Annotated in this window: 18 protein-coding genes and 1 pseudogene; 8 read left to right on the top strand and 11 right to left on the bottom strand. The window is 41.2% G+C overall.

Annotated elements, in window-relative coordinates:
* Positions 1–106 precede the first annotated feature (106 nt).
* On the bottom strand, positions 107–601 hold the full coding sequence (gene ribH / locus ACT8YW_RS16000; protein ID WP_004301766.1) for a 6,7-dimethyl-8-ribityllumazine synthase: 495 nt from the start codon (positions 599–601) through the stop codon (positions 107–109).
* A 156-nt stretch (positions 602–757) separates the two neighbouring features.
* The gene (locus ACT8YW_RS16005) at positions 758–1441 is read right to left on the bottom strand and encodes a tetratricopeptide repeat protein (protein ID WP_004301767.1); all 684 of its coding nucleotides are present in this window, start codon (positions 1439–1441) and stop codon (positions 758–760) included.
* A gap of 160 nt (positions 1442–1601) precedes the next feature.
* On the opposite strand from ACT8YW_RS16005, the gene recF reads away from it, so the two are divergent.
* Together recF and ACT8YW_RS16015 are read left to right on the top strand one after the other, a co-directional pair.
* A complete protein-coding gene (gene recF / locus ACT8YW_RS16010; RefSeq protein WP_444106097.1) occupies positions 1602–2720 on the top strand; it encodes a DNA replication/repair protein RecF in 1119 nt (372 codons plus the stop codon).
* On the top strand, positions 2707–2994 hold the full coding sequence (locus ACT8YW_RS16015; RefSeq protein WP_444106099.1) for a DUF721 domain-containing protein: 288 nt from the start codon (positions 2707–2709) through the stop codon (positions 2992–2994). Before recF ends, ACT8YW_RS16015 begins: the two co-directional genes overlap by 14 nt.
* On the opposite strand, the gene ACT8YW_RS16020 is transcribed toward ACT8YW_RS16015, so the two are convergent.
* The 7 genes from ACT8YW_RS16020 to gap all read right to left on the bottom strand — a co-directional run bounded on the left by ACT8YW_RS16020 (position 2981) and on the right by gap (position 10249).
* A complete protein-coding gene (locus ACT8YW_RS16020) occupies positions 2981–3772 on the bottom strand; it encodes a histidinol-phosphatase (RefSeq protein WP_444106101.1) in 792 nt (263 codons plus the stop codon). The genes ACT8YW_RS16015 and ACT8YW_RS16020 overlap by 14 nt on opposite strands.
* Complete coding sequence (locus ACT8YW_RS16025) at positions 3717–4244, bottom strand: 5-formyltetrahydrofolate cyclo-ligase (protein WP_004308571.1); 528 nt, start codon at positions 4242–4244, stop codon at positions 3717–3719. Before ACT8YW_RS16025 ends, ACT8YW_RS16020 begins: the two co-directional genes overlap by 56 nt.
* Entirely contained in the window at positions 4222–5970 is a 1749-nt protein-coding gene (locus ACT8YW_RS16030; RefSeq protein ID WP_444106103.1) for a S41 family peptidase, read from the bottom strand. The genes ACT8YW_RS16025 and ACT8YW_RS16030 overlap by 23 nt, the downstream gene beginning before the upstream one ends.
* A 30-nt stretch (positions 5971–6000) precedes the next feature.
* Positions 6001–6450 (bottom strand): dCMP deaminase family protein, encoded by a 450-nt coding sequence (locus ACT8YW_RS16035; RefSeq protein ID WP_004301773.1) that lies wholly within the window; start codon positions 6448–6450, stop codon positions 6001–6003.
* Positions 6451–6458: 8 nt separating this feature from the next.
* Positions 6459–6974, bottom strand: coding sequence for a DUF4847 family protein (locus ACT8YW_RS16040; RefSeq protein WP_444106106.1), 516 nt, complete (start codon positions 6972–6974; stop codon positions 6459–6461).
* A gap of 31 nt (positions 6975–7005) precedes the next feature.
* Positions 7006–9066 carry a M3 family metallopeptidase gene (locus tag ACT8YW_RS16045; protein ID WP_444106108.1) on the bottom strand — a complete coding sequence of 687 codons (2061 nt, stop codon included), beginning with the start codon at positions 9064–9066 and terminating at the stop codon, positions 7006–7008.
* A gap of 172 nt (positions 9067–9238) precedes the next feature.
* Positions 9239–10249, bottom strand: a complete 1011-nt coding sequence (gap, locus tag ACT8YW_RS16050) for a type I glyceraldehyde-3-phosphate dehydrogenase (RefSeq protein WP_004301776.1) — start codon at positions 10247–10249, stop codon at positions 9239–9241.
* A 142-nt stretch (positions 10250–10391) separates the two neighbouring features.
* Here gap and mscL point away from each other — a divergent pair, with 142 nt between their 5' ends.
* Positions 10392–10838, top strand: a complete 447-nt coding sequence (gene mscL, locus ACT8YW_RS16055) for a large-conductance mechanosensitive channel protein MscL (RefSeq protein ID WP_004301777.1) — start codon at positions 10392–10394, stop codon at positions 10836–10838.
* Positions 10839–10969: 131 nt separating this feature from the next.
* Positions 10970–12493, top strand: a complete 1524-nt coding sequence (gene guaA / locus ACT8YW_RS16060; RefSeq protein WP_444106110.1) for a glutamine-hydrolyzing GMP synthase — start codon at positions 10970–10972, stop codon at positions 12491–12493.
* A 98-nt stretch (positions 12494–12591) separates the two neighbouring features.
* Here the strand turns inward: guaA and ACT8YW_RS16065 are convergent, their stop codons facing one another.
* Entirely contained in the window at positions 12592–13260 is a 669-nt protein-coding gene (locus ACT8YW_RS16065; protein WP_444106112.1) for a Crp/Fnr family transcriptional regulator, read from the bottom strand.
* Between the two features lie 137 nt (positions 13261–13397).
* Between ACT8YW_RS16065 and ACT8YW_RS16070 the strand changes: the two genes are divergently transcribed.
* A complete protein-coding gene (locus ACT8YW_RS16070) occupies positions 13398–13997 on the top strand; it encodes a MarC family protein (protein WP_004301781.1) in 600 nt (199 codons plus the stop codon).
* Between the two features lie 128 nt (positions 13998–14125).
* On the opposite strand, the gene ACT8YW_RS16075 is transcribed toward ACT8YW_RS16070, so the two are convergent.
* Positions 14126–14794, bottom strand: coding sequence for a rhomboid family intramembrane serine protease (locus tag ACT8YW_RS16075; protein WP_444106114.1), 669 nt, complete (start codon positions 14792–14794; stop codon positions 14126–14128).
* A 214-nt stretch (positions 14795–15008) separates the two neighbouring features.
* Here ACT8YW_RS16075 and ACT8YW_RS16080 point away from each other — a divergent pair, with 214 nt between their 5' ends.
* From ACT8YW_RS16080 to ACT8YW_RS16090, 3 genes and pseudogenes are all read left to right on the top strand, one after another.
* Positions 15009–16946 (top strand): glycogen debranching enzyme N-terminal domain-containing protein, encoded by a 1938-nt coding sequence (locus tag ACT8YW_RS16080; RefSeq protein WP_444106116.1) that lies wholly within the window; start codon positions 15009–15011, stop codon positions 16944–16946.
* Positions 16947–16962: 16 nt separating this feature from the next.
* The gene (locus ACT8YW_RS16085; protein WP_004301784.1) at positions 16963–18228 is read left to right on the top strand and encodes a glycosyltransferase family 4 protein; all 1266 of its coding nucleotides are present in this window, start codon (positions 16963–16965) and stop codon (positions 18226–18228) included.
* Between the two features lie 17 nt (positions 18229–18245).
* Positions 18246–18826: pseudogene (locus ACT8YW_RS16090) on the top strand (alpha-amylase); the annotation flags it as partial.

An 18826-nucleotide genomic window follows, 5' to 3' on the forward strand; every position in this document is an offset into this window, starting at 1 on the left:
GTCGAAAGACAGCAGATTTACAGTCTGCCCCATTTGGCCACTCTGGTATTTGCCCTTTTTTTGCTTTTGAGGAGGTTTGTTTCTCAATTGCGGTGCAAAGATACAACTATTTATTTAAACTCCAAACAAAATCGATCATTTTTATTGCAGTAATTGCACATTCATCTCCTTTGTTACCCAGTTTGCCACCGGCACGATCCTCTGCTTGCTCCATTGTATTTGTGGTAATTAATCCGTAAATAACTGGTATATCGCCAGTTGCGTTTAATTCGGTAATTCCTTGGGTTGCTCCCATGCAAACATAATCAAAATGTGGGGTATCTCCTTTAATTACGCAACCAATTGCAATAATTGCATCAAGATCGCAATTTTCCATCATTTGGTTGGCTCCAAAGGTAAGTTCGAAACTTCCCGGTACAGTTTTCACCAGGATATTTTCATCTTTTGCTCCATGTTTTTTTAATGTATCGACTGCACCTTTCAGTAAAGCACCGGTAATATTGAAATTCCATTCGGATACGACGATACCAAATTTCATTGCTTCTGCATTCGGAACGGAATTGAAATCATATTCGGATAAGTTATGGTAAGCTGTTGCCATAGTTAATTAAAAGTTGAGAATTATAAAATGAAGATTTGAGAGTATGAGAGATTAAAGAAGAAAGGCACGGATTTCACGGATTCCACGGTTTTAATAGATAGTCCGCTTAATCCGGTGTAATCCGTGCCTCGATTCCCTTATATAATAGATGGAATATTATTTTTTCATCAATTTAGCTTGCTCGATATATTTGTCGATGTCCATAGCCTGATAAGATTGGAAGTATTTATCCTTGATCTTAGTGTAAGCGTTTACAGCATCGTCATATTTTCCCTGTTTTACCAGGATTTCACCGGCTTGTATCAGGAAGATCGGGCTTAATGTGTTGTTGTCAGCTTTGTCTGCTGCCGACAGTAAAGTAGAAGCCGCTTTGTCTAATTGACCAAGTTGTGCATAGCAGTTACCTGCAGCGCCCAAGATTGCCGGAGCAACCATTTGGTCTTTTCCATTGAAGCTGTCCAGCATCTTCACTGCTTCTTCATATTTGCCAAGTTGTGCATAGCAAATACCAGCATAAGCTTTTGCCAAATTTGCAGCTTTTGTTCCGCTGTAGTCATCAGCAACTTTCAGGAAACCTGTATAACCGATGCTGTCACCGTTCAAAGCCTGCTCAAAAGCATCCTGCTCAAAGTATTCCTGTCCTTTGAAAAGAGCTGCCTGTGCCTTTTCTTCACGTGGTTCAGCATAGAGGTTTTTGTACATGATAAAACCTGCTACAATAATAATCACAGCAACAACACCGCCAATAATTGCGTTTTTGTACTTGATAAGAAATGCTTCCGATTGTGTCAGTGCATCTTCTACGTTCAGATGTTCGTTCTGATTCTTTTGTTCTGCCATTTTATATGATTCTTTTTGTTATTATTCACAGTTTGATATTTCGACTCGCAAAAGTAGTTTTTTTATATCTACAAACGAAATTTAGAAGCATCTTTTTTTGTTTTACACCCGAAAACCACGAAAATCTTGCTACTTTTGTGAACAAATTAACGTGTACACAATGATACTGAAACGAATATCTATATTAAACTATAAGAATCTGGAAGAGGTAGAACTGGTATTCTCTGCTAAGCTGAATTGTTTTTTCGGATTGAATGGAATGGGAAAGACGAATTTGCTGGATGCGGTGTATTTCTTGTCTTTCTGTAAGAGCTCCGGAAACCCGATTGATTCTCAAAATATTCGTCATGAACAAGACTTTTTCGTGATTCAGGGCTTTTATGAAGCGGAGGACGGGACTCCTGAAGAGATTTATTGTGGGATGAAACGCCGTTCGAAGAAACAATTTAAGCGGAATAAGAAAGAATATAGCCGTTTTTCGGACCACATCGGTTTTCTGCCTTTGGTGATGGTTTCACCTGCCGATTCCGAATTGATAGCCGGGGGAAGTGAGGAGCGTCGTCGGTTTATGGATGTAGTGATTTCGCAGTATGATAAGGAATATCTTGAAGCGCTGATACGGTATAATAAAGCATTGGCGCAGCGCAACACATTGTTGAAGAGTGAGTTTCCGGTGGAGGAGGAGCTGTTTCTTGTATGGGAGGAGATGATGGCGCAAGCCGGTGCAATCGTATTCCAGAAACGTGAAGCGTTTATCCGGGAGTTTATTCCTATTTTCCAATCTTTCTATTCCTTTATCTCGCAGGATAAAGAGGTGGTGGGATTATCTTATGAGTCTCATGCGCGGGATGCTTCTTTGTTGGAAGTGTTGAAGCAAAGCAGGGAGAGGGATAAGATAATGGGATTCTCTTTGCGTGGGATTCATAAAGATGAGTTGAATATGTTGTTGGGTGAATTCCCGATAAAGAAAGAAGGTTCGCAGGGACAGAACAAAACGTATCTGGTAGCATTGAAACTGGCGCAATTTGATTTCTTGAAGCGTACCGGCCGGACTGTTCCTTTATTATTATTAGATGATATTTTCGATAAGTTGGATGCTTCCCGTGTAGAGCAAATAGTGAAGCTGGTGGCTGGAGATAATTTCGGGCAGATATTTATAACGGATACGAACCGGGGGCATCTAGACCGTATTTTACATAAGGTAGGCAGCGATTATAAAATATTTCGTGTAGAAGAGGGTACAATTCAAGAAACGGAGGCTGATAATGAAGCGCAATGATGCCGAACAAATAGGAAAACTGATTCAACAGTTTCTTCGTCAGGAGAGTTTGGAATCTCCGCTGAACGAACAAAGACTGCTGGATGCCTGGCCTCAAATTTTGGGACCGGCGGCGGCTTATACCAGCAATCTTTATATTCGTAATCAGACACTATACGTGCATCTGACTTCCGCAGCTCTTCGTCAGGAATTGATGATGGGACGTGAGGTATTGGTGCGCACGCTGAATCAGAGAGTCGGAGCTATCGTAATTACAAATATTATTTTTCGTTGAAGAAAGATATTCTGTCTGTAACCTTTATACCTAGCTTCCGGAGTGTTTCGGTTGCACGGTTGTAATAAAAAGGATTTTCCAAATATTGATTGTTATGGGCGTCTACGCCGATGATAGCGGTGCAACCTTCATGGGCGGCTATTTTCCAGAAATCCGGATGAGGAATGGTAGTAATACCATGAATATCATTGTACTCTTCATATCCGATATTATATTCCAACGGTAAGTTTAACCGTACTGCCGTCCGGCAGATATGTCTGCTGACTAGCTTACAATGACGATCAAACTCGGGGTAAGAACGCATAAATAAATCCGGATGGGCAAGGTAGGCAAATAGTCCGCTTTCCATTCCTTCAATGGCACTCTCTTCATAGAGTTCGAGCATGTCTATCGAATCTGTATTCCGGCCGAAGTAGGGGAACTTCTCATCTGTGTGAAAATGGTGATTTCCGAAGATGATATAGTCCAGTTTATATTCTTTGATGATTCCTTTTAACCAGTGTATGTATTCAGGAAAGTATTCGCATTCCAATCCTATTTTTATGCTGATTTGATTTTTATATTTCTCTTGCAGCGAACGGATACTTTCCACATATCCCGGTAACTCTTCGGGAAGCATCCGAATGTCGGATATATAATCAGTGTGATATTTCCACGGAGTGTGGTCAGAAAAGCCTAATTCTTGATAGCCGCCTTTGATGGCACTTAAAACAAATTCTTCGTCACTCCCTGTCGCATGATGGCAGCGGGTGGTGTGGGTGTGATAATTCGTCTTCATTGATTGTTATGATTATATCCATGCGGATGTCGAATGATTCCGCCGGAACTTCTTCTACTAATTGAAATGGGAAACAGATTCCTGCTTTATAGGCTGATGGTATGCGTGGCAGGAGACGGTCATAATATCCTTTTCCCCGCCCCAAACGGTTACCTTTAGCATCGAAAGCTACTCCGGGAACGACGATGAAGTCTATGGCCGCATAGTCTGTGAATATTTCTCCGGTTGGTTCTGCTATACCGTAGATACCGCTGATTGACATGTCTTCCGGTCCGGTGTATATCCGTAGTTCTAAATCATCGCCTACTACTACAGGGAGTAGAATCCGCTTTTCGCTACTCCATTTTTGAATAAAGGCATGTGTATCTACTTCATCATTCAGCGAATGGTATAGTAATACAGTATTTGCCGCCCTGAAAGCCGGATGGGCTTCAAGGGCGGCAAGTATATTAGCTGATTGCAGCTTTCGCATAGTTGAATCCGCGTGTTGGGTCTTCAGTAATGCTATATGCTTGCGCAGTTCTTTTTTTCTTTCCATCTTTTTTATCCTTCGTCACTTCTTCTTCACCGGCTACCGGGGCTTTGGGGAAAGCTTCTCCTTTTTCAAGTATCTCAATACCTTTAATGACAGTGGCATCTGTCTTGTTGAAGTATTGGAGATAAGCTTCCAATCCAAGCATATTGTAGATGATGTTGCCAAAGAGGTTCTTTTCCAATAGTTTGTATGATTTCTGAATGAGGATATTTCTTCTTTTCACTCCTTTACTGTCGGCAAAACGGACAAACTGTTCCACCAAACCCTGATGACGAAGATAGTTCAGTAATTCTTCCTCAGTCTCGTATTGGTTTAACTTCTTTCGGTTATTGTCGGTGTATTGGAATGTGAACTGAATAGTCAGTCCCCGGTTAATAACTGTCGATAGATAAGAAGTGACTCCCGTTGTATCCTGCGGTACGAATATATCCGGCATGATACCACCACCGCCATACACAATACGTCCTAAGCTGGTATTATAACGTTCGCTCTCATTCTGCTTGATACTATCACGTGAGAAAAATTCTCCATGTTCGTAACGGGTGTATAAATCCAGCTCGTAGTTACGATCTTTACCACTTTCGTATGGGCGTTGGATGCAACGTCCGGATGGGGTGTAGTAGCGGGCGATTGTCAGGCGGATAGCCGATCCGTCACTGAAATCGATAGGCTGTTGCACAAGTCCCTTACCGAAAGAACGGCGTCCTACAACTGTACCCCGGTCGTTATCTTGAATAGCTCCGGTGAAAATTTCACTGGCGGAAGCAGAACCTTCGTCAATCAATACAACGAGCGGCATTTTCTGACAACTACCCGTACCGTTGGCAAATTCTTCTGCACGTGGATATTTACGACCTTGAGTATATACGATCAACTTGCCTTCAGGCAAGAATTCATTTACCATGCGGATGGCAGCTTCCATATATCCTCCGGTATTACCGCGCAGGTCAATGATTAGACCTTTGCATTTTTTGTGGTTGAGTTGTGCTAATGCATTAAGCAATTCTACATGGCTGGTACGTCCGAATTTGCTGACTTTCACATAACCGATATCGTCGTTCACCATGTAAGCAGCATCTACGGTATTTTGAGGAATGTCTCCACGTGTGATGTTGAAGTGTAATAAGTCCTTTTCTCCTGTTCGTTTGATTCCCAATTTTACCTGTGAGCCTTTCGGACCTTTCAAGGTGCGCATAGCCCGTTCGTTCGTTACTTTCTTGCCGACAAACAAGCTATCGTCTACAGTAACAATACGGTCGCCCGCCATTAATCCTATCTTTTCAGAAGGACCTCCCTGAACAACAGCATTGACATGAATGGTGTCATTCTGTATGGTAAACTGGATACCAATTCCGCTGAAGCTGCCTTCCAGTTCAGAGTTGACTTCTTCGAGATTTTGGGCTGGGATATAAGTTGAATGCGGATCCAGTTCGGCTAGAATTTGCGGCATGGCTTTTTCTACCAAATCGGCCATGTTTACGGTGTCGACATATTGATCGTCTACAATGCGTAACAAAGCGTTTAGCTTATTGGAGGAACCATTAATGATACCCAAACGGTTGCCGGCAAAATGCTTGGCATAAAATGTACCGATAAGAATCCCGACTACCACACTGACTGCTATGATGACAGGTGTAAAACGTGAAGAGTTTTTTGTACTCATGTCTATTCCTTTTTTAAAACGTTCGTCTTCTTATTTATTTGGAGAGGAATTATCATCTAACTCTGTGTAGATAACTTCGATTCCCGCCCGTTTTAATAACTCTATTCCATCTTCCAGGCGGTAATGCTCGGAATAAACTACCCGTTTGATTCCTGCCTGTATGATTAACTTTGCACATTCGATGCAAGGAGAGGCGGTGACGTACATGGTAGCACCGTCGCTACTGTTATTTGAACGCGCTATTTTGGTAATGGCATTGGCTTCCGCATGCAGAACGTATGGTTTTGTCAGGTTGTTTTCATCTTCACATACATTCTCGAATCCGGAAGGTGTTCCATTATATCCGTCGGAGATAATCATTTTATCCTTAACAATTAAAGCTCCTACTTTACGGCGTTGACAATAGGAATTTTCAGCCCATATACTGGCCATACGTATATAACGTTTGTCAAGTTCTAATTGTTTCTTTTCAGTGTCCATGTTGTTTACTATTTACTGCTTACTACCCGGAAAACCATACGGAAAGTTTGTTTACCGGATGCCGGTTTGTATAAAAGGTATAAGTTATTACTATCTCCTTCGTAAGATGTAGCTGCATTAAGCCCCTCTATAAAATTTTTGGCGAGTTTGTCGTCGCCATAACTACCTGCAGTGGTAACTGTAGCTTTGAAGCTATTGTTTTTGGCGTTGGCATTCCATTTTCCTTCAAAAGTACTGGTTGCAATTACAGTTCCTTTTATATTTCCGTTCATAACATCTCCATCTACTGTGCCATCAAATACAATATTATATGTACCGTTTTTATTAAGCTCTTTAATACTTGCTTTCTCTTGTTCTTCATTCTCCCAAAAGCCAAACATCTCATGACCTCCATCTACTGTGATATAATTTAGTTTCCAGGTTTTTCCTGTAAAGATGGCAGCTACATCGTCCGAATCATTACATCCTGAAAATAAAGGAAGCAATAAAAGCAATCCTACTATTTGAAATATACTTCTCTTCATATTTAATATCTAATAACTTAATATTTACTACTTATTTCTTTATCCCATTTCTGATTAGCAAAGCATCAATGCTCGGTTCCTGTCCGCGGAAACGTTTATAAAGTATCATCGGATGTTCCGTTCCTCCTTTCGACAGAATATTATTGCGGAATGAGTCTGCCACTTCCTGATTGAATATCCCTTTTTGCTTGAATAATGAAAATGCGTCGGCATCCAATACTTCCGCCCATTTGTAGCTATAGTATCCGGCGGCATATCCACCGGCAAAGATGTGGGAGAATTGCGTACTCATACAAGCTTCTTGTACTACCGGCAATATTTGCGCATCCTTCCAGGCTTCTTGTTCATAAGCTTTCACATCTCCTTCAAAAGGAGTGTTGCGCGTATACCATGCCATATCAAGTAAACCGAAACTTATTTGTCGTAGACAAGCATACGCAACATTGAAGTTTGATGCATCTACAAGGCGTTTTATCAATTCATCCGGCAATACTTCTCCCGTCTGATAATGGCGGGCAAAGGTATTGAGGAAATCTTTCTCTATGGCGAAATTTTCCATAATTTGCGAGGGAAGCTCCACGAAATCCCAATATACATTGGTTCCACTTAAACTCCTGTAAGTAGAATTGGCAAACATACCGTGCAGACTATGCCCGAACTCATGCAAGAATGTTTCTACTTCATTGAAAGTCAATAAAGCGGGCTTATTCTCGGTTGGCTTGGTGAAGTTCATCACAACGGATACATGAGGGCGGCTGTTTTTACCGGTCTTTTTATCTATCCATTGGTCCTTATAACTCGTCATCCAGGCTCCGGCCCGCTTTCCCGGACGCGGATGGAAATCGGTGTATAAGACGGCTAAAAATTTACCGTCTTTATCAAACACTTCAAAGGCTTCCACCTCTTTATGGTAAACCGGAATTTCTGTATTTTTCCGGAAAGTGATTCCATATAACTTTTCTGCCAAGCCAAACACTCCTTTCTTCACTTGTTCCAGTTCGAAGTAAGGGCGGAGCATTTCTTCGTTGATATTGAATTTTTTGTCCTTTAGTTTATTTGAATAATAACTCCAGTCCCAAGGCATGACAACGAAATCAGCTCCCTGTTCTTTGCGAGCCAGTTCTTGTATCTCTTTATATTCTTGTTGTGCAGTAGGAGTGTATGCTTCCAGCAGTTGGTTGAGCAGCTTGTATACCGACTTGCTGTTTTCAGCCATTCTTTTCTTTAGCGTATATTCCGCATAATCTTTGTATCCCAGTAACTGGGCTATTTTCATGCGTGTATTGGCTATCTTTTTTACGATGTCGATATTATTGAATTCGTTATCGTGTGTACATTTGGTATTATAAGCCATATAGAGTTTTTGACGTAAATCCCGATTGTCAGAATACGTCATGAAAGGAATATAGCTCGGAGCGTGAAGTGTGAATGCCCATCCTTCTTTTTCTTCGTTCTTGGCCGTTTCTGCAGCTGCTTCTATGATAATTTCAGGTAGTCCGGCGAGGCTCTCTTTTTTCGTTAACAGCATTTGATAAGCATTCGTCTCTTTCAGGTTGTTTTCACTGAAGGTAAGCGTCAATTTACTCAATTCGGTAGTCAGACGACGGTATTCTTCCCGTGCTTCTCCTTCTAAATTGGCGCCATGACGAATAAAACTGTTATATGCATTTTCCAGTAACTGTTTTTGTTCCTGTGTCAGTTGCAAAGTCTCTTTTTGGTTATACACTTCCTTCACACGTGCGAATAGCTTTTCGTTCAGTGTGATATTATTGCTGTGTTCACTAAGCAACGGCATAATCTTTTGAGCGAGTTCTTGTAGATCGTCATTCGTTTCTGCGCTCAACATATTACCGAAGACGGCAACTACTTTGTCCAGTAATTCCCCTGACTCTTCGAAAGCTTCTATCGTATTGGTAAAATCAGCCTTTTCCGGATTCTGTATGATGGCCTCTATTTCAGCATTTTGTAGCTTGATTCCTTCGAGGATAGCAGGCTCATAATGTTCAGTTTCAATCCGGTCAAACGGCACGGTTTCGTGCGGCGTATGGTATTGCCCGTAGAAAGGATTCTGGGCATTTGTTATATTGTTCATAGTGCAAACTAGTATCAATGTTATTAATAATCTCTCCATAGAGTTACAAAGCTACTAAAATTGTAGCTTATTCAACGGATAACACGTTGCTTTTTAACAATATATAAAATGAAATGTATAAAAAAACCGCTACGGTTTCCCGCAGCGGTTTCTATATTGTTCAGGCTTCTAATTAAGCGTTAACTGATGCCATGTGAGCGATCAAGTCAAGAACTTTGTTAGAGTAACCGATTTCGTTGTCATACCAAGATACAACTTTAACGAAAGTATCAGTCAAAGCGATACCTGCTTTAGCGTCGAAGATAGAAGTACGAGCGTCACCCAGGAAGTCAGAAGAAACTACTGCATCTTCAGTGTAACCCAGGATACCTTTCAATTCGCCTTCAGAAGCTTCTTTCATTGCAGCGCAGATTTCAGCGTAAGTAGCCGGTTTAGCCAAGTTAACTGTCAAGTCAACTACAGATACGTCCAAAGTCGGAACACGCATAGACATACCAGTCAATTTGCCGTTCAATGCAGGGATTACCTTACCTACAGCTTTAGCAGCACCAGTAGAAGAAGGAATGATGTTGCCAGAAGCAGCACGACCACCTCTCCAGTCTTTCATAGAAGGACCGTCAACTGTTTTCTGAGTAGCAGTTGTAGAGTGAACTGTAGTCATCAAACCGTCAAGGATACCGAACTTGTCGTTCAATACTTTAGCGATAGGAGCCAAACAGTTAGTAGTACAAGAAGCGTTAGATACGAATTGAGTACCTTTTACATATGTTTTTTCGTTTACACCGCAAACGAACATCGGAGTGTCATCTTTAGAAGGAGCTGACATTACAACATATTTTGCACCAGCTTCGATGTGAGCCTGAGCTTTGTCTTTGCTCAAGAACAAACCTGTAGATTCAACAACGTATTCTGCACCTACTTCATTCCATTTCAAGTCAGCCGGATTTCTTTCAGCTGTGATACGGATAGCTTGACCGTTAACGATCAGTTTGCTGTTTTCAACATCTGCTTCGATAGTACCGTTGAACTGTCCGTGCATCGTGTCATACTTCAGCATGTAAGCCAAGTAATCAACCGGGCAAAGGTCATTGATACCTACGATTTGAATATCGTTTCTCTCCATTGCAGCGCGGAAAACGAAACGTCCGATACGTCCGAATCCATTAATACCTACTTTAATCATTTTGTTTAAACTTTTAAGGGTTTTATAATATTTGTTCAAATATCTCTCGACCTGCGCACTTGTTTTATTTTCAAATGCGGTGCAAAATTACAAAAATGTTTTTATATTCGCATATTAAATTCACATTAAATATTGAAAAAAGATGGGAAAGAGCACATTTTTACAGGACTTTAAGGCGTTTGCCATGAAAGGTAACGTCATAGACATGGCTGTCGGTGTAGTTATTGGTGGTGCGTTTGGAAAAATCGTATCATCATTGGTTGCTAATGTTATTATGCCTCCGATTGGTTTACTGGTTGGCGGTGTGAACTTTACGGATTTGAAATGGGTGATGAAAGCGGCAGAGATCGGTGCTGACGGTAAGGAGATAGCTCCGGCCGTGACATTGGATTATGGTCAGTTTCTGCAAGCCACCTTTGATTTTCTGATTATTGCTTTTGCTATATTCTTATTTATACGGTTGATTACGAAACTGACAACTAAAAAACAGGCAGAAGTGCCAGCTACTCCTCCGGCTCCTCCTGCACCAACGAAGGAAGAAGTCTTGTTGACGGAGATACGCGATTTGCTGAAAGAAAAGAATAGTTGATTCTAATTAAAATAAAGGGGATTCCAAGTATAAACTTGTGAATCTCCTTTATTTTTCTCTTCATTATTAATATAGATTGCGTACTTTTTTCTACTTTTGCAACTCAATTTATTCAAAATCCAACCATTGATATGCAGGAAAAAATAATAATTCTTGATTTCGGTTCGCAGACAACACAGCTTATAGGCCGTCGTGTACGTGAATTGGATACGTATTGTGAAATTGTTCCTTATAACAAATTTCCTAAAGAAGACCCTACTATTAAAGGAGTCATTCTCTCCGGAAGTCCTTTCTCGGTTTACGATAAAGATGCTTTCAAAGTAGATTTGAGTGAAATTCGTGGTAAATATCCGATATTGGGTATTTGTTATGGTGCACAATTTATGTCATACACCAATGGCGGAAAAGTGGAACCAGCCGGAACACGCGAATATGGACGTGCTCACTTGTCTTCTTTCTGTAAAGATAATGTGCTATTTAAAGGTGTACGTGATGGATCGCAGGTATGGATGAGTCATGGAGATACGATTACTGCTATTCCTGATAATTTCAAGAAAATAGCTTCAACAGATAAAGTAGAGATTGCTGCTTATCAGGTAGAAGGTGAGCAGGTATGGGGTGTTCAATTCCATCCGGAAGTATTCCATAGTGAAGACGGAACCCAAATCCTGAAGAACTTTGTGGTAGATGTTTGCGGTTGCAAACAAGACTGGTCGCCGGCTTCTTTCATTGAAAGTACGGTTGCCGAGCTGAAAGCGCAGTTGGGGGATGATAAAGTCGTTCTCGGTTTGAGTGGCGGAGTTGATTCTTCAGTTGCAGCAGTGTTGTTAAACAAGGCTATCGGTAAGAACTTGACTTGTATCTTTGTAGATCACGGTATGCTACGTAAGAATGAGTTCAAGAATGTGATGAAGGATTACGAGTGTCTCGGTCTGAATGTGATTGGCGTTGATGCCAGCGCAAAGTTCTTCGCAGAACTGGCTGGTGTGGCTGAACCGGAAAGTAAGCGTAAGATTATAGGTAAGGGCTTCATCGATGTATTTGATGTGGAGGCTCACAAGATAAAAGACGTGAAATGGCTGGCGCAGGGTACCATTTATCCGGATTGTATTGAGTCATTGTCTATTACGGGTACAGTGATAAAGAGCCATCATAATGTAGGCGGTCTTCCTGAAAAGATGAATCTGAAGTTGTGTGAACCGCTTCGTTTGTTATTTAAGGATGAAGTGCGCCGGGTAGGTCGTGAGCTGGGTATGCCGGAGCATCTGATTACTCGTCATCCGTTCCCGGGACCGGGACTGGCAGTGCGTATTTTGGGAGATATTACTCCTGAAAAAGTACGTATTCTGCAGGATGCTGACGATATCTTTATCCAGGGATTGCGTGACTGGGGATTGTATGATAAAGTATGGCAGGCAGGAGTTATCTTGTTGCCGGTACAGTCTGTGGGCGTAATGGGAGATGAGCGTACTTATGAAAGAGCGGTTGCTTTGCGTGCTGTGACATCTACAGATGCTATGACAGCCGACTGGGCACATTTACCTTATGAATTTATGGGTAAGGTATCGAATGATATTATTAATAAGGTGAAAGGAGTGAACCGTGTAACCTATGATATCAGTTCCAAGCCACCAGCAACCATTGAATGGGAATAATAACATTATCCATCATAAAAATAGCCTCAACAGGAATTTCCGTTGAGGCTATTTTTATGATGGATAGTTTCTTTTTTTTTTGATTGGTCAGTCCGTATCTACTTGTTTACCAGCTTCTGTGCGTCCGGAATAAGAATCTCTTTCCGGCGTAACTCTAATAATCCTTTGTCTTGTAGCTCGTTGAGTGCTTTCGATGTATTCAACCGGGTATCATCTAAGTAACGGGCAAGGTCGTCCATTTTTACTTTGAATATCTTTTCTCCCTGCGCCTTTTCACAATGTAACAGGAAAAAGCGAATGATTTTCTCTCTTAAATCCTGTGTCGGCTCTTCCCATAAACGTGAGTAAAGATTTTGTGCCCGGTTACTGACAATATTCATGTAGTTGAGCCGGAATATTTCATATTTGAACAGGTCGCTAAGTACGAATGCTTTGCTGATACTGACGGTATGCGCTTCCGTATGTGCCACATAAGCAGAAGTGTAATGGGTATTCATGCCAAACAACGACTGTGGTTCCAGCAGATAAGGTGCTTCCATCTGTTCGATGACGGTGTATATATTTTCTTTGGAACTTGTGACGATAGAAACCTCTCCTTTTAACAGGAAGCAGAGTTGTTTACACGGACTACCACTCTCAATGATAGTTTCTCCCACTTTATGCTTGATAAAGTGTAGCTTGACCTTATCCAGAATACTTGTGAAATCTTCATGACAAAGACCTTGAAATAAAGGCAATTGGAGCAAAGTGTCGAACATTGTTTCCATATGTTGTAATCTCTTGTTAATCGTACAAATTTACTCATAATACAATACTGCTGTCAACATCCGACCGTTCTTTTTGTTTTTTTTATTGTTTGAATGCATAAAAATAGAGTATATTTGCAGAAAAAAAGGAGGAAATTATGTTCGCAGGCTTCAATTGGCAACAGATGATTAGTGCGTTTATCGTACTTTTTGCCGTGATAGACATTATCGGCTCTATACCTATTATAATTAACCTGAAAGAAAAAGGGAAAGATGTGAATGCAATGAAAGCTACTGTCATCTCTTTTGCTTTGCTGATCGGATTCTTCTATGCGGGAGATATGATGCTGAAACTCTTCCATGTAGATATTGAATCGTTTGCAGTAGCCGGTGCATTTGTCATTTTCCTTATGTCTTTGGAGATGATTCTGGATATTGAGATTTTCAAGAACCAGGGTCCTATCAAAGAAGCAACTTTGGTGCCGCTTGTCTTTCCTCTGTTGGCAGGTGCCGGAGCTTTCACAACTTTGCTTTCTCTCCGGGCAGAATATGCCAGTGTTAATATCATTATAGCTTTAGTCTTGAATATGATCTGGGTTTACTTTGTAGTGAGTATGACCGGTCGTGTAGAACGTTTCCTGGGAAAAGGAGGTATTTATATTATTCGTAAGTTCTTCGGTATCATCTTGTTGGCTATATCTGTAAGATTGTTTACGGCAAATATAACGTTATTGATTGAGGCATTGCATCGGTCTTGATTTTCTTATTAAATTGAAAGCTATTGTATCGGTTGTGCCATCGTGTTGGCACAACTGTGACATGTCTTTGTCACAATCGTGCCACTTTGATGTCACAAGTGTGCCAATGTGGTGGCACGAGTTGGCATTTATAACGTTTCTTTTTCTTCTTCTTCTTCTGCTGCTGCTGCTGTTGTTTCTTCTTCTGTATTTTCTTCCTCTTCCATTTCGTCCGCAAAAGGTTCCGGTCGTTGCGGTCCGTGATTTACGAAAACGAAAGCACAGAGTGTTCCCATAATTCCTCCGCAAAGATGTCCTTCCCACGACATATTGGTGGGGGAGAAATAAGGAAACATATGCCATATAATCCCTCCATATAAAAAGGTGACAAGTAAAGAGATGGCAATGAGTGGAATATATTTGCGGAGAATACCACTGAAAAAGAGAAAGAAAGCAAGCCCATAAATCAGTCCGCTGGCACCGATGTGCCATCCTGGTTTTCCAATAAGAAAAGTAAGTAGTCCGCATCCGAGCCAGATTAGGATAAAAATCTTACCTGCTATCCCCCGGTAAAAGTAAAAAAGACACCATGACAAGAAAAATAAAGGAGTTGTATTTGCCAGTAAATGACTAAATCCGCTGTGTATCAATGGGTGAGTTAAAATACCTACCAGCCCTCGTTTCTCCATAGGATATACCCCCAAGCGAGAGAAGTCCCAGTCCATTCCGACTTCCATAATCTTGAGTATATACAGAATAAAAATAAGAAACAAAGGCTTTGCTGCAGCCAGCATGATACGCTGAATATCTTGCTTCATGACATTCTTTTCTTTAGATATTTTACGCAATACTACGAATATTTGCACAAAATCTGAAAATAAAAAGCCTTTTTATTTTTGTTTTTATCTATAATTTGTACATTTGGGCGTTATACCCGTTGTATATGATGCTACAGCCCATATGTGCGGTATGTAACAATAAATAGATATACGATATAATGACCAATAAATTAACCTTTAATAATGCACAACTATGAGTTATTTACGATTTGACAAGACCCTCATGACGAATCTGGAAGAGTCTCTTCAAAGAGAAATCCTCCGGACGAACAAAGCAGGAGCTTATCATTGTACGACGATTGTTGATTGTAACACACGCAAATATCACGGCCTGTTGGTAATTCCAGTTCCCAATATCGACGATGAAAATCATGTGCTGCTATCTTCTCTTGATGAAACGGTAATTCAACACGGTGCGGAGTTTAACTTGGGATTGCACAAATATCAGGGAAACAACTTTAGTCCTAACGGACACAAGTATATCCGCGAGTTTGACTGTGAGCATATCCCGGCAACAACTTACCGTGTCGGAGGTGTTATCCTCCGCAAAGAAAAAATCTTTGTACATCATGAAAATAGAATCCTGATTCGTTATACTTTGCTGGATGCGCATTCGGCTACGACTTTGCGCTTCCGCCCATTCCTCGCTTTCAGGAGTGTACGTGAGTACACACATGAAAATGCGCAGGCAAGCCGTGAGTATCAACTTGTGGAAAATGGTATTAAAACCTGTATGTATCCCGGATATCCGGAACTATATATGCAGTTGAATAAAAAGTGTGAGTTTCATTTCATGCCTGATTGGTATCGGGGGATTGAATACCCGAAAGAACAAGAGCGTGGGTATGACTTCAATGAAGATCTTTATGTTCCCGGTTATTTTGAGGTGGATATAAAGAAAGGGGAGAGCATCGTATTCTCTGCCGGAACTTCGGAAGTGACTCCCCGTAGATTGAAACAGACATTTGAGGCTGAAGTAGCTGATCGTACCCCGCGTGATAGCTTTTACCACTGTCTGAAGAATTCCGCTCACCAGTTCCATAACCAGCAGGAAGACGAACATTATATTCTTGCCGGTTATCCGTGGTTTAAATGTCGAGCACGTGATATGTTTATCGCCTTGCCTGGACTGACGCTTGCGCTTGATGAGATCGACCAGTTTGAGGATGTGATGAAAACGGCGGAAAAGGCGATTCGTAATTTTATTAATGAAGAACCTGTTGGATACAAGATTTATGAAATGGAGCATCCTGACGTTTTGCTTTGGGCTGTCTGGGCTATGCAGCAATATGCCAAAGAGACTTCCCGCGAACAATGCCGTCAGAAATATGGAGAGCTTCTGAAAGATATTATGGAGTTTATCCGTCAGCGAAGACATGAGAATCTTTTCTTGCATGATAATGGATTACTTTTTGCCAATGGTACGGACAAAGCGATTACATGGATGAATTCTACTGTGAACGGCCATCCGGTGATTCCTCGTACTGGATATATTGTTGAATTTAATGCGTTATGGTATAATGCACTGCGTTTTATCGCTGATTTGGTGCGTGAAGGTGGTGATGTGTACTTGGCAGATGAACTTGATGCACAGGCAGAAGTGACTGGAAAATCTTTTGTCGAAGTATTCCGTAATGAATATGGTTATTTGCTTGATTACGTAGACGGTAATATGATGGACTGGAGTGTACGTCCTAATATGATATTTACCGTAGCGTTTGATTATTCTCCTTTGGATCGTGCGCAAAAGAAACAGGTGCTCGATATTGTGACCAAAGAGCTGCTCACTCCGAAAGGAATTCGTTCGTTGAGTCCGAAGAGCGGTGGATATAATCCGAACTATGTAGGTCCGCAGATACAACGGGATTATGCTTATCATCAGGGTACTGCTTGGCCTTGGTTGATGGGATTCTATCTGGAAGCTTATCTTCGAATTTATAAGATGAGCGGGTTGTCATTCGTTGAACGTCAGCTGATTAGTTATGATGATGAGATGACAAGCCACTGCGTTGGTTCCATTCCCGAGTTGTTTGATGGGAACCCGCCTTTCAAAGGACGTGGCGCAGTATCGTTCGCGATGAATGTAGCAGAAATACTGCGTGTCTTAAAGCTACTGTCTAAGTATTATTAAAAAAGGAGGAACGAAGATGAAAGTTTTAATGTTTGGATGGGAATTCCCTCCCAAAATATATGGTGGTCTTGCGGTTGCTTCTTATGGAATAACTAAAGGATTGAGTCTGCAAGGTGATATGGAGACGATTTTCTGTATGCCTAAACCTAGCGGCGAAGAAGAAAAGTTCTTGAAAATAATCGGTATGAATCAAGTACCCATCGTGTGGCGTGATGTCAACTACGACTACTTGAAATCCCGTTTGTTGGAAATGACACCAGAGGAGTACTATTCTTTCCGTGATCACATCTATGCCGATTTTTCTTATATGCATGTGAATGATTTGGGATGTATGGAGTTTGCAGGTGGTTATCCCGGGAACTTACACGAAGAAATTAACAATTTCTCGATCATTGCCGGAGTAGTGGCTCGTCAGCAGGAGTTTGATATTATTCATGCTCATGATTGGTTGACTTATCCTGCCGGCGTACATGCCAAGATGGTAAGTGGAAAGCCGCTTTGTATCCATGTGCACGCTACTGATTTTGACCGTTCTCGTGGCAAAGTCAATCCTACTGTTTATTCGATTGAGAAGAATGGTATGGATCATGCCGATTGTATCATGTGTGTATCCGAGTTGACTCGCCGCACTGTTATTAATGAATATCATCAGGACCCCAGAAAAGTATTTGCAATGCATAATGCTGTTTATCCATTGTCGCAGGAGCTGTTGGATATTCCACGTCCCGATCATTCAAAAGAAAAGGTGGTCACTTTCCTCGGACGTATTACAATGCAGAAAGGACCGGAATATTTTGTAGAAGCTGCTGCGCTTGTGTTGCGTCGTACTCGTAATATTCGTTTCGTCATGGCTGGCTCGGGCGATATGTTGAATGCCATGATTAACTTGGTGGCTGAACGCGGTATTGCTGACCGGTTCCATTTCCCGGGTTTTATGAAAGGTAAGCAGGTATATGAGGTTTATAAGAACAGTGATGTATTTGTCATGCCATCTGTCTCTGAACCTTTCGGTATTGCTCCGCTGGAAGCTATGCAGTGTGGAACACCTTCCATCATTTCTAAGCAGTCTGGATGTGGTGAGATTCTTGATAAGGTGATAAAAACGGACTATTGGGATATTCATGCGATGGCTGACGCTATCCATTCTCTGTGTACCAATCCGTCTCTTTTCGAATATCTCAAAGAAGAGGGAAAGAAGGAAGTAGATGGGATTACGTGGGAAAAAGTCGGCTTGAGAATCCGTGCTCTCTATGAGGCTGTGTTAAGAAACTATGGTAAATAACAAAACAATAAATAAAAATGAGAACTATCTGTCTTTATTTTGAAATACATCAGATTATCCATTTGAAACGTTATCGTTTCTTCGATATTGGTAATGACCATTATTATTATGATGATTATGCCAACGAAACGGGTATGAATGAGGTCGCTGAACGTTCGTATATTCCTGCTCTCAATACATTGATTGAGATGGCGAAAAACTCGGGGGGGGCTTTTAAAGTAGCGCTTTCTATATCGGGAGTAGCCTTGGAACAATTGGAAATTCATGCTCCGGCAGTCATTGATTTATTGCATCAGTTAAATGGAACTGGTTGTTGTGAGTTCTTATGTGAACCTTATTCACATGGTTTGTCTTCACTGGCTAACGAGGATTGCTTCCGTGAAGAAGTACTTCGTCAACGTGATAAGATGAAGCAGATGTTTGGCAAAGAACCGAAAGTGTTCCGCAACTCTAGTCTGATTTATTCTGATGAGATTGGTGGCTTGGTAGCTTCTATGGGCTTCAAGGGGATGTTGACGGAAGGTGCTAAACATGTGTTGGGATGGAAGAGTCCACATTATGTTTATCACTGTAATCAAGCTCCAAGTCTTAAGCTCTT

The sequence above is a fragment of the Bacteroides sp. genome (genome assembly GCF_052357945.1).
Lineage (GTDB): Bacteria > Bacteroidota > Bacteroidia > Bacteroidales > Bacteroidaceae > Bacteroides.